We start from the raw sequence: 12,142 nt of genomic DNA on the forward strand, positions 1-12,142 counted from the left end.
CCTGGGAGCCAGAAAGCGGCTTATTATCATTGATAGCGCGGCGTATCTCAACACCCGCGCCATCGGCAGAGCGGCAGACCGCACTCAGAATTAAATTCCTGACATAACTCACAGCGTTACGGCGCAATGAAGGTCGCTTTCACCCGTTTTGAACGTTTGAAATAGGGCGCGAAAACCGCCGCGGCCAGCAGCGATAACAGCAGCGTCTGCAGCGCACGGCTGTCGGCAACCGGCGTGAACGCAAAGGTTTTCAGCGCTAACAGCACCGTAATCAGCAGCCAGAGCAGGTAGTGACGCGGCAGGCGATGCGATCGCTTAAAGAACAGCCAGCTGATCCAGAGGCTGTAGGCCCAGACCGCCACGGCCGTAAGCAGGGAAATGGCCCAGTAGGAGAAGAGCGTGCTGCCGTGCGAAAAGAGCGCCACACGCCATTCAGCATTGAACAGCGGGGTGAGATACATCGCCAGCACCAGAACGGTGGTTAACAGAGTCATTATCAGCCAGGCCAGCGGCAGCAAAAGCCAGCCGCCAATACGTGGCGCAGCAACCTGTTCATTCATCGGGAGTTATTCCTGTCTCGGAGAGTCGAAGCGCAGCAGGATAACATGTCCGGAAGGGCTCGCCCATCCGGACAGGTCAGGGGGTAAAAGAGCGGTTAACAGCAGAAAGTCAGACCACGTAACGCCACACTGTTTTCGGGACACAGCCGAGATCGTACAGGCGTCCGCCGGAGACCAGCTCAGCACGCCGGTGGTCGGCAGCCCGATACATGTTGATGATCTCGATATCATTCGTCAGTGAGTAGTTGAGGTGGTCGAAAAGCTTTTCCAGACTGTCTGAATTATTTACTTTGCGGAATTTAAGCAGGTAATCGTGCGCAGTCATCATTGCCATAACAGATAGAAGTAACAAAGGAGTGCTCAGTATAGGGGGCGGGCCTTGCCTGTCCAGATCGGGCAGGTAAGAAAAGGTGAAAATCAGACTAACGCACCGTAAACGTAATGAAAATTCGTAGTTTTATTTTTTTACCACTGTCTACAGCCATTACCCCGTCTCTGGCTGCGCGTGAATGTTTCATCCTCAACGACAGAACCGGCAAAAAACCGCTTTGCCTGCCACGATAAAAGCCGGTTTTTGCGCTCACGTGGCGAATCGCCTGTCAGTGGCTTTTTTTCGTGGTTTTTACTCCAGCGTTATCCGGAGCCTCTTCGCGATCGTCAGAGAAACGTTTCGCTCCCGGACGGTGTCAGCAGGCGACTGTGCGGGCAGTCACAAAACCTGTTTTTTGTTGCGGCTCAGCGTCATAACCCGTTTTGTACGCCTGGCTGTAATCGTTTCCAGCACCATTACACATAAGCGATTCTGTTTATTACAATTATTTAACCGCAAAGTTTTTATTTCTCAGCAGTTCTCTCCATAAGGCCACGGCCAGCAACCCCTTGTCGTTACACGTAACTCCTTTAAATTGCTCTGTTTTGTGAGGCGCGTCGCCATTATGCACCCTTTTTTAGTCCAGGCTAAGCGTGCTCTCTACCCTAAACAGCAAACGCCCTTCAGAGGAATGAAAACTATGTGGAAACGTTTACTTCTGACCACGCTGGTCAGCGCCGCATTAACCGGCCCGGTGCTCGCGGCAGACATGACGGTCGGCTTCTCGCAGGTCGGTTCAGAATCTGGCTGGCGCTCGGCGGAAACCAATGTGGCGAAAAGCGAAGCGAAAAAACGCGGCATCACCCTGAAAATCGCCGACGGACAGCAGAAACAGGAGAATCAGATCAAGGCCGTACGTTCATTCATCGCGCAGGGCGTGGATGCCATCTTCATCGCGCCAGTGGTGCAGACGGGCTGGGAACCGGTGCTGGAAGAAGCCAAAGACGCCAAAATTCCGGTCTATCTGCTGGACCGGGCCATCGTTGTGAAAGACAAGTCGCTTTATCAGGCGGTGGTTACGGCGGATAACGTGCTGGAGGGCAAGCTGATCGGTGACTGGCTGGTGAAAACCGTCGGCGACAAGCAGTGTAACGTGGTGGAACTGCAGGGCACCGTCGGGGCCAGCGTCGCGATCGATCGCAAAAAAGGCTTTGCTGAAGCGATCAGCAACCATCCAAACATTAAAGTGATCCGTTCTCAGTCCGGTGACTTTACCCGCAGTAAAGGTAAAGAGGTGATGGAGAGCTTCATCAAGGCGGAGAACAACGGCAAGAATATCTGCATGGTCTATGCGCACAACGATGATATGGCGATCGGTGCCATTCAGGCCATTAAAGAGGCGGGTCTGAAACCGGGCAAAGATATTCTGACCGGCTCGATTGACGGGGTGCCGGATATCTACAAAGCGATGCTGGCGGGTGAGGCAAATGCCAACGTGGAGCTGACGCCGAACATGGCTGGCCCGGCGTTTGATGCGCTGGAGAAATTCAAAAAAGATGGCACGCTGCCGCCAAAAGTGATCAAGACCGAGTCGAAACTGTTCCTGCCTGCTGACGCTGAGAAGGAGCTGGAGAGGAAAAAAGGCATGGGCTACTGATCCGCAGACCAGCCGCAGACCGCCCTGTGGGGCGGTTTTTTATGACCAGGCGGAGTGAGCAGAATGACCACGCAAAATGAAGCACCGCTGCTGTCCATCAGCGGCGTCAGCAAAGGGTTTCCCGGCGTCAAAGCACTGAACAATGTCTCCTTTGATATCCGCAAAGGGGAGATCATGGCGCTGCTGGGTGAGAACGGTGCCGGTAAATCGACCCTGATCAAAGTGCTGACCGGCGTCTACAGCCGGGATGCCGGCACCATCATCCTGAATGGCGAGGCGATTACGCCGCACAACACTGCGCAGGCGCAGGAGATGGGCATTGGCACAGTCTATCAGGAAGTGAATATGCTGCCGAACATGTCGGTGGCGGATAACCTCTATATTGGCCGTGAACCACGGCGTTTCGGTATGATCGATCGCCGCCGGATGGTGCGTGATGCCGATGCGCTGATGCGCAATTACGGTTTTTCGCTCGATGTCACCCGTCCGCTGGGCCACTATTCGGTGGCGATGCAGCAGATTATCGCGATCTGTCGGGCGGTCGATCTCTCGGCGCAGGTGCTGATCCTGGATGAGCCAACGGCCAGCCTGGACGCCAGCGAGGTGGAGATGCTTTTTACCCTGATGGCGCAGCTGAAAGCCCGCGGAATGAGCCTGATTTTTGTTACCCACTTTCTCGACCAGGTGTACCGCATTACCGATCGGATTACCGTGCTGCGCAACGGGCAGTTTATTGCCACCCGCGATACCGCTACGCTGCCGCAGATTGAGCTGATCAAGCTGATGCTGGGACGCGAACTGCTGGAGACGGCGCTGCAGCGGCAGGGCAGCACGCTGCGCAGCAATCAGCCGGTCGTCTCGTTTGAAGATTATGGCAGAAAAGGCACCATTGAACCCTTTAACCTGGCGGTCCGCCCTGGCGAAGTGGTCGGGCTGGCGGGGCTGTTAGGATCCGGACGCACCGAAACCGCTGAAGTGCTGTTCGGCATCCGGCGCGCCGATCGCGGCACGGCGAAGATCAAAGGTAAAGTGCAGCGCATTACCAACCCGGCCAGAGCCTCACAGCTGGGAATGGGTTTTTGCCCGGAGGATCGGAAGACCGACGGGATTATTGGCGCGGCCTCGGTACGGGAAAACATCATCCTGGCGTTGCAGGCGCAGCGTGGCTGGCTACGCCCGATTAAAAAACGCGAGCAGCAGGCGATTGCCGACCGTTTCATTAAAAGTCTCGGCATCCGCACACCGCACGCGGAGCAGCCGGTAGAGCTGTTATCGGGTGGCAACCAGCAGAAGGTGCTGCTGTCGCGCTGGCTGGTGACGAAACCGCAGTTTTTGATCCTCGACGAGCCGACGCGCGGTATTGATGTGGGTGCGCACGCCGAGATTATCCGTTTAATCGAATCCCTGTGCGCCGACGGTCTGGCGCTGCTGGTGATCTCCTCTGAACTCGAAGAGCTGGTGGGCTATGCCGATCGGGTGTTGATCATGCGCGATCTGAAGCAGGTGGCAGAAATCCCCCTGGAGCAGCTTTCGGTCGCATCGATTGTCAATGCCATCGCTGACGGAGGAGTAAAACATGCTTGAGTCTCCTATGACTTCTGAAAAAACGCCGCGTCGCAAGCTGAAGCTGCCGCAGGGGATGCCGCAGATTGCGGCGCTGCTGCTGGTGCTGTTGATTGACAATCTGGTGGCGAATAACTTTTTTGCCGTGCATCTGCAGGAGGGTCGTCTGTTCGGCAGCCCGATCGATATCCTGAACCGCGCGGCGCCCGTCGCCTTGCTGGCGATTGGTATGACGCTGGTGATCGCTACCGGCGGCATCGATCTTTCCGTGGGTGCGGTGATGGCGATAGCCGGCGCAACCGCCGCGACGCTGACCGTAGCCGGTCACGGGGTGCCGTTTATCATCCTTGCCACGCTGGGAACCGGGCTGGCCTGCGGCGTGTGGAACGGGGTGCTGGTGGCGCTGCTGCGCATCCAGCCGTTTGTCGCCACGCTGATCCTGATGGTGGCCGGACGGGGTATCGCCCAGTTGATTACCCAGGGGCAGATTGTGACCTTCGACAGCGACAGTCTGGGCTGGTTTGGCAACGGCGCGCTATGGATGTTGCCGGTGCCGGTCTGGATTACGCTGGTGGTGGCGCTGGCGGTATGGCTGCTGACGCGCAAGACCGCGCTGGGTCTGTTCATTGAAGCGGTCGGGATCAACCTGCGCGCGGCCCGCAATGCCGGGGTGACAGGCTGGCTGGTGGTGATGTCGACCTACGCGATCAGCGGTGTCTGTGCCGCCGTGGCGGGGCTGATTGTGGCGGCGGATATTCGCGGAGCGGATGCGAACAACGCCGGTTTATGGCTGGAGCTGGATGCGATTCTGGCCGTAGTGATCGGCGGAGCCTCGCTGATGGGCGGTCGCTTTAATCTGGTGCTGTCGCTGATTGGGGCGCTGATCATTCAGTCGATGAATACCGGGATTCTGCTCTCCGGTTTCCCGCCTGAGCTGAACCAGGTGGTGAAAGCGGTGGTGGTGATGTGCGTGCTGTTGCTGCAGTCACCGCGATTTATTGCGATGTTGAAACGGAGACGGCCGACATGATCAAACGTCATCTTCCGCTGATGATCACCTTGCTGGTGTTTGTGGCGGGTTACCTGTTTTGCCTGACGCAGTTTCCGGGCTTTGCCTCAACCCGGGTGATTTGCAACATTCTGACCGACAATGCGTTTCTGGGCATTATCGCGGTGGGAATGACCTTCGTGATTTTATCGGGGGGTATCGATCTGTCGGTCGGCGCAGTGATCGCCTTTACCGGCGTCTTTCTGGCGCGCGCAATTGGCGATTTTCATGTCAATCCGCTGCTGGCGTTTGCGCTGATTCTGGCGCTGGGGGCGCTGTTTGGTGCCATGATGGGCTGGCTGATCGATGCGCTGAAGATCCCGGCTTTTATTATTACGTTAGCAGGGATGTTTTTCCTGCGCGGATGCAGCTATCTGGTGTCCGAGAATTCGATTCCCATCGATCATCCGTTTTATACGACGCTGTCGGGTCTGGCGTGGAAAATACCGGGCGGCGGGCGGCTGAGTCTGCTGGCGGTGATTATGCTGCTGGTGGTGGTAGGCGGGATTATTCTGGCGCACCGCACCCGCTTTGGTAATCGGGTTTACGCCATCGGCGGCAATCTGACATCGGCGCAGCTGATGGGGGTGTCGACGCGCGCCACCACCATTAAGATCTATATGCTTTCCACCACGCTGGCCACGCTGGCCGGGATTGTGTTTTCGATCTATACCTCAGCAGGCTATGCGCTGGCCGGGCTGGGGGTAGAGCTGGATGCGATCGCGTCGGTAGTGATTGGCGGCACGCTGTTGTCAGGCGGTGTCGGCACGGTGTTAGGCACGCTGTTTGGTGTGTTGATTCAGGGGCTGATTCAGACATGGATAAATTTCGACGGCACGCTGAGTTCCTGGTGGACCAAAATCGCCATCGGGATTCTGCTGTTTGCCTTTATCGCCCTGCAGCGGTTACTGACGGTGATCTGGGATCGTCAGCAGAACGCGCCGGTTAAGCGATTGAGTTCCTGATATGAGAGGGCGGCTCACAGGAGCCGCCCGTTACTGCGCAAGGTTAAGCACCATCACGGTCACCTCTTCTCCGGCTATGTGCCGCTGCTCCACCGCCTGCCATCCTGAACGCTGATAGTACGCCTGCTGATCGGGGGTATAGAGCCAGAGTTCACCGATCTGCTGTTGTCTGGCGCGTGCAATCGCCCGCTGAATCAGCGCCTTTGCCACGCCCTGGCCGCGGAATTTTTTGTCTGTCACAACCTCACCCAGCCAGTATTCCCTTGCCGCAATGTCATCCAGTTCATAACGAATAACGCTGCAGAATGCGGCCCTGGTATTTAGCTTTAAAGACAAGCTCAAATACCACATAAAGGAGGGAATGATGGGCAGTGGAGTAAAGCGTCCGCCGCATGGATGCGGCGGCCGAGCCTACAGGGATGTATTTACGGCGACTTTACGGAGCGCCCATTATTTCCGACTGAAAAGCACGGGATTGTGCGTTTGTTGCACAAAAAAGGTGTCGCTGTTGGTAACAGGTGAAAGGTCAGGAAAGGTATGCCTGATCGCAAAGGGTTCCCGCATCCATGCGGATCGGCCGCGCCATCCCTGGCGCGGACGCTTTGCTCTTCAGGCATACCATTCCTTCCCGGTCGGGCTTAATCATTGCTGTAATAAAATCGATCGGAATGTGAGGCAGGAGGAACGGGTCGGAGGCGGATCTGACTCGGTGTTTTATTCACAGTTGTTGATGCACTGAGTGCCTGAACATTCGCTCAGGCGCTACAAAAAGGAGGGGATGGCGGGCAGTGAAGTAAAGCGTCCGCCGCATGGATGCGGCGGCCGAGCCTACAGGGAGGTATTTACGGCGACTTTACGGAACGCCCGTCATTCCCGACTGAAAAGCACGGGCTTGTGCGTTTATTGCACAAAAAAGGCGTCGCTGTTGGTAGCAGGCGAAAGGTCAGGAAAGGTATGCCTGATCGCAAAGGGTTCCCGCATCCATGCGGATCGGCCGCGCCATCCCTGGCGCGGACGCTTTGCTCTTCAGGCATACCATTCCTTCCCGGTTGGGTTCGATCATTGCTGTACAAAATTCGAGCGGAATTATGAGGCGTTAGGGGATGCCGGGCAGTGAAGTAAAGCGTTCGCCGAGCCTACAAGGAGGTATTTACGGCGACTTCACGGAACGCCCGCCATTCCCGACTGAATAGCACTGGTTTTTGACATACGGCGACTTCCGGCCCCTGCATCTCTCTTTTAAAGAGATGCAAAGCGCCAGGAATCACTCATTAACGTTTTAACCGGTAGTACGCCTCGTTCCAGCGCAGCGCGTCTTTAAACGCGGGCAGGCGGGTGTGCTCATCAATCACCAGCACCTCGATATCGTTCATCTCGCCGTACAGATACATGTCGTCGAGCGTCAGCGCCTGGCTGAACACCGTATGGTGTGCGCCACCCCCGAGAATCCACGCTTCGGATGCGGTCGCCAGTGACGGCTGCGCTTTCCAGAGTGCACGGGCAACCGGCAATTTCGGCAGCGGTTTCGGCTGTTCAATCGCATCGACCACATTCACCAGCAGACGGAAACGGTCGCCCATATCGATCACGCTGGCATTAATCGCACGACCGGCCGGGGTGGAGAAGATCATCCTCGCCGGGTCAGCTTTATTACCAATGCCCAGGAACTGCACATCGATCAGCGGCTTCTCTTCAATGGCGATCGACGGGCAGACCTCCAGCATGTGCGAGCCGAGCACCAGGTCGTTGCCGGGTGAGAAGTGATAGGTGTAATCCTCCATAAATGAGGTGCCACCTTTGCGATCGCCAGCCAGTACCTTGAAAATACGCAGCAGCGCAGCGGTCTTCCAGTCGCCTTCACCCGCAAAACCATACCCCTGACCCATCAAACGCTGCACCGCCAGACCCGGTAACTGGGTCATGCCATGCAGGGTCTGGAAGTTGGTGGTAAAGGCGTGGCAGCCTTCCGCTTCAAGGAACTGCTTCAGACCCAGCTCGATACGAGCCGCATCCAGCACGTTCTGCCGCTTTTCACCACCGGCGGCGGCGACATCGGAAAAGCGGTAGAGACTTTCATACTCGTCGATCAGCGCATTCACATCGCCATCGCTGACGCCATTGATCACCTCAACCAGATCGCCCACGCCCCAGCCATTCACCGAATAGCCGAACTGAATCTGTGCGGCGACCTTATCGCCTTCGGTCACGGCCACTTCACGCATGTTGTCGCCAAAACGCGCCACTTTCAGCTGCTGACTGGCCTGTTTCGCCAGGGCCGCACGCATCCAGTTGCCCAGACGCTGCTGGCTGGCGCTATCCTGCCAGTGTCCGGTTACCACGCTGTGCTGCAGACCCATGCGGGCACCGATAAAACCGAACTCACGACCGCCGTGCGCCGTCTGGTTCAGGTTCATAAAATCCATGTCCATGCTGTCCCACGGGATCTCCGCATTGAACTGGGTGTGAAATTGCAGCAGAGGCTTATTCAGCACGCTCAGGCCGCCAATCCACATTTTGGCCGGAGAGAACGTGTGCAGCCAGGTAATGATGCCGGCGCACTGCTGGTCATAGTTAGCGTCGCGACACAGGGACAGCGCTTCATCCGGTGATTTCACCAGCGGTTTCAGCTCAAGGCGCAGCGGTAACCCGGACTGATTCAGGCCCTCGACGACCTGACGCGCATGCTGTTCAACCTGGCGTAACGTCTCCGGCCCGTAGAGGTGCTGCGTGCCGATGACAAACCACACGCTGTAGCTGTTTGACTGTTCCATAAAACCACTCCTTTACTTTGCGCCTACCTAATAGGCTAATTTATTTGTCATTCTGAACCCGGGCAGTGCTCACACAGGCTGCTTTAGCAACCTGAACGCCCTGAAGTGCGGCCCTGAAGGGGCGAGCAGAGCGAGTAATCCTCACGTACTCCGTGTACGCCTGCTTGTTCCGCGCTGTCCGGGTACAGACTGCCTGCAACAATTACGCCTGCTGGTCCAGGCTCGTAGCGGAAGCGGGGCGGGCGGCGTAGTGCGGTTCAGCCGTCACGCACCATTGTTGATAGCGTTGATAGAGTTGCTGATAGCGGGCGACACGCGCCGGATCGGGTTGCAGCGTGACGGCGATCGGGCTGGCCATCACCTGCTGCGCCTCGGCAACGCTGGCGTGAACTCCGGCAGCGACGGCGGCGAAAATGGCCGCACCCAGCGCACAGCACTCATCAGAGGCGACAATATCCAGTGGCCGGTTCATCACGTCACAGCAGGCCTGCATAATCGCCGGGGATTTGCGCGCGATGCCGCCCAGCGTCAGAATGCTCTCGACGGGGATCTGCTGCTGCTCGAAGCACTCCATAATGGCGCGCGCACCAAATGCCGTCGCCGCGACCAGACCGCCAAACAGCGCCGGGGCATCGGTACCCAGATTCAGATCGGTAATCACCCCTTTCAGGCGCTGATTGGCATTCGGCGTGCGGCGACCGTTGAACCAGTCCAGCACCACCGGCAGATGGCCGAGCTGCGGATTAGCAGCCCAGGCATCGGTCAGATCTTTAATCAGACTCTTTTGCATCTCCGCCAGCTGAGGTTTCAGCTCAGGATGACGCTCAGCCGCCTGTTGCAGCGGCCAGCCCAGTAACCGGCTGAACCAGGCGTAGATATCGCCAAAGGCGGACTGACCCGCCTCCAGCCCAATCGCTCCCGGTATCACGCTGCCATCCACCTGACCACAGATGCCTTTGATATCGCGATCGCCGACCTTTTCGCTGTCAGCGATCAGGATGTCGCAGGTTGATGTGCCGATCACTTTCACCAGGGTGTAAGGTCTGGCACCGCCTCCGACCGCGCCCATATGGCAGTCAAACGCGCCACCGGAGAGCGTGACGGTCTGCGTCAGCCCCAGACGCTGCGCCCATTCCGGGCTGAGCGTGCCGACCGGCAGATCGGCGGTCCAGGTCTCAGTGAAGAGAGGCGAGTCCAGCTGTTGCGTTAACAGCGGGTCCAGCGCGTTAAGGAAATCGACATCCGGCAGGCCGTTCCAGTCGCCATGCCACAGGGCTTTATGGCCGGCTGCGCAGCGGCCACGGCGCAGTCTGTCGGGCGCGGTCGTGCCGCTTAACAGGGCAGGCACCCAGTCGCACAGCTCCACCCAGGAGACCGCCGCATCACGCACCGCCGCATCTTCCCGCGACACGTGCAGAATCTTTGCCCAGAACCATTCAGAGGAGTAGATGCCGCCGATATAGCGGCTGTAATCCGTGAAACGGCCGCTGTGACAGAGCTGATTGATCTCTTCCGCTTCTTCTATTGCAGTGTGATCTTTCCACAGCACAAACATCGCGTTGGGGTTGTCAGCGAACTCCGGGCGCAGCGCCAGTACATTGCCGTCGCGATCGATGGGCGCCGGGGTCGAACCGGTGCTGTCGACGCCAATGCCGACGACAGCGTTGCGCTGATCTTCGCTCAGGGCGTTCAGTACGCCGAGCAGCGCCTGCTCCATGGCGTCGATGTAATCCTGTGGATGGTGACGAAAACGGTTGGTGTGCGGATCGCTGTACAGACCCTGCTGCCAGCGCGGGTAGCTGCACACCGCACTCTGCAGCTCGCTGCCGCTGTGACAATCGACGGCCAGCGCACGCACCGAATCACTACCAAAGTCCAGCCCAAGGGTGATGGCTCCAGCACGCATCGGAATCTCCTGTAGTTAGTTAACTCCTGTATCCTGGGTTCGGCGCGCCGGAACAGTTAGTCATGGCTGGCTGACAATATGCACTTTCCTGCCATCGGCAGTGATTTTGTGATCCATTGCAAAAGTTAAGCTCCGGTTAAATTTGCTGAATATATGGATCATTTTGTCGTGATTTTAAGATGTGATACCGCTCTACATTTTTCTCCGCCAATACCGCTAAAACTAGCCCAGCGTCTGGACAGGCTGACAACACATAGCAACCTAACGCACTGATTTATGGCTGTACCCTCAAAACAAGACCAACTGGTAGCGCTTACACCGATTCGTTATGAGCAGCGAAAAATAACCTGGTACCGGAGAGCATCATGCATAAATTCACTAAAGCATTCGCGGCCATCGGCCTGGCAGCGGTTATGTCACAATCCGCTATCGCCGAGACCATGAAGCTGGGTTTTTTAGTCAAGCAACCAGAAGAACCCTGGTTCCAGACGGAGTGGAAATTTGCCGATAAAGCCGGCAAAGATCTCGGCTTCGACGTCATCAAAATTGCCGTCCCGGATGGTGAAAAAACCCTGAATGCTATCGACAGCCTTGCCGCAAACGGCGCGAAAGGCTTCGTTATCTGTACGCCCGATCCCAAGCTGGGCTCCGCCATCATGGCGAAAGCGCGGGGCTACGGCCTGAAAGTCATTGCCGTAGACGATCAGTTTGTGACCGCCAAAGGCAAACCGATGGATACCGTGCCGCTGGTGATGATGGCCGCCACCAAAATCGGCGAGCGTCAGGGGCAGGAGCTTTATAAAGAGATGCAGAAGCGCGGCTGGGATGTGAAAACCACCGGCGTGATGGCGATTACTGCCAACGAACTGGATACCGCACGCCGTCGTACCGGTGGATCGATGGACGCCATCAAAGCTGCGGGCTTCCCGGCCGCTCAGATCTATCAGGTTCCGACCAAATCCAACGACATTCCTGGCGCCTTTGACGCCGGTAACTCCCTGTTGGTGCAGCACCCTGAAGTCAAACACTGGCTGATTGTTGGCATGAACGACAACACCGTGCTGGGCGGCGTGCGCGCGACGGAAGGTCAGGGCTTTAAAGCGGCTGACGTCATCGGCATCGGTATCAACGGCGTGGATGCGGTCAGTGAACTGTCGAAAGACAAAGCGACCGGCTTCTACGGCTCGCTGCTGCCAAGCCCGGATATCCATGGTTATAAGAGCAGTCAGATGCTCTACAACTGGGTGAGCAAAGGCGAAGAGCCGGCGAAATTCACTGAGGTCACCGATGTGGTGCTGATCACCCGTGACAACTTCAAAACTGAACTGGCGAAAAAAGGACTGATGTAACCCTGAGCCTGCC

General features: G+C 57.2%; 10 protein-coding genes. 5 read left to right on the forward strand and 5 right to left on the reverse strand.

What is annotated here, in order from left to right; genetic code table 11:
* Positions 1-116: 116 nt before the first annotated feature.
* Together AC6I7A_RS08845 and ydgT are read right to left on the reverse strand one after the other, a co-directional pair.
* A complete protein-coding gene (locus tag AC6I7A_RS08845; RefSeq protein ID WP_009090340.1) occupies positions 117-560 on the reverse strand; it encodes a DUF2569 domain-containing protein in 444 nt (147 codons plus the stop codon).
* Between the two features lie 109 nt (positions 561-669).
* Entirely contained in the window at positions 670-885 is a 216-nt protein-coding gene (gene ydgT / locus AC6I7A_RS08850) for a transcription modulator YdgT (protein ID WP_046101771.1), read from the reverse strand.
* Positions 886-1,570: 685 nt separating this feature from the next.
* On the opposite strand from ydgT, the gene ytfQ reads away from it, so the two are divergent.
* The 4 genes from ytfQ to yjfF all read left to right on the forward strand — a co-directional run bounded on the left by ytfQ (position 1,571) and on the right by yjfF (position 6,103).
* The gene (gene ytfQ / locus AC6I7A_RS08855; protein ID WP_046101772.1) at positions 1,571-2,527 is read left to right on the forward strand and encodes a galactofuranose ABC transporter, galactofuranose-binding protein YtfQ; all 957 of its coding nucleotides are present in this window, start codon (positions 1,571-1,573) and stop codon (positions 2,525-2,527) included.
* Positions 2,528-2,590: 63 nt separating this feature from the next.
* Positions 2,591-4,111 (forward strand): sugar ABC transporter ATP-binding protein, encoded by a 1,521-nt coding sequence (locus tag AC6I7A_RS08860; protein WP_046101773.1) that lies wholly within the window; start codon positions 2,591-2,593, stop codon positions 4,109-4,111.
* Positions 4,104-5,120, forward strand: a complete 1,017-nt coding sequence (ytfT, locus tag AC6I7A_RS08865) for a galactofuranose ABC transporter, ATP-binding protein YtfT (protein ID WP_058956536.1) — start codon at positions 4,104-4,106, stop codon at positions 5,118-5,120. Before AC6I7A_RS08860 ends, ytfT begins: the two co-directional genes overlap by 8 nt.
* Positions 5,117-6,103: a galactofuranose ABC transporter, permease protein YjfF gene (gene yjfF / locus AC6I7A_RS08870; RefSeq protein WP_009090334.1), complete on the forward strand. Its 987-nt coding sequence runs from the start codon at positions 5,117-5,119 to the stop codon at positions 6,101-6,103. The genes ytfT and yjfF overlap by 4 nt, the downstream gene beginning before the upstream one ends.
* Positions 6,104-6,133: 30 nt before the next feature.
* Here yjfF and AC6I7A_RS08875 read toward each other — a convergent pair whose 3' ends face one another.
* The 3 genes from AC6I7A_RS08875 to AC6I7A_RS08885 all read right to left on the reverse strand — a co-directional run bounded on the left by AC6I7A_RS08875 (position 6,134) and on the right by AC6I7A_RS08885 (position 10,780).
* Positions 6,134-6,454: a GNAT family N-acetyltransferase gene (locus AC6I7A_RS08875; RefSeq protein WP_318250538.1), complete on the reverse strand. Its 321-nt coding sequence runs from the start codon at positions 6,452-6,454 to the stop codon at positions 6,134-6,136.
* 920 nt (positions 6,455-7,374) lie between these two features.
* Positions 7,375-8,874 carry an L-arabinose isomerase gene (gene araA / locus AC6I7A_RS08880; protein WP_009090330.1) on the reverse strand — a complete coding sequence of 500 codons (1,500 nt, stop codon included), beginning with the start codon at positions 8,872-8,874 and terminating at the stop codon, positions 7,375-7,377.
* Positions 8,875-9,076: 202 nt separating this feature from the next.
* Complete coding sequence (locus AC6I7A_RS08885; RefSeq protein ID WP_058958392.1) at positions 9,077-10,780, reverse strand: ribulokinase; 1,704 nt, start codon at positions 10,778-10,780, stop codon at positions 9,077-9,079.
* A gap of 365 nt (positions 10,781-11,145) precedes the next feature.
* Here AC6I7A_RS08885 and AC6I7A_RS08890 point away from each other — a divergent pair, with 365 nt between their 5' ends.
* Positions 11,146-12,129 carry an arabinose ABC transporter substrate-binding protein gene (locus AC6I7A_RS08890; protein ID WP_009090326.1) on the forward strand — a complete coding sequence of 328 codons (984 nt, stop codon included), beginning with the start codon at positions 11,146-11,148 and terminating at the stop codon, positions 12,127-12,129.
* Positions 12,130-12,142: the final 13 nt, after the last annotated feature.

This window comes from Type-F symbiont of Plautia stali (genome assembly GCF_059731105.1).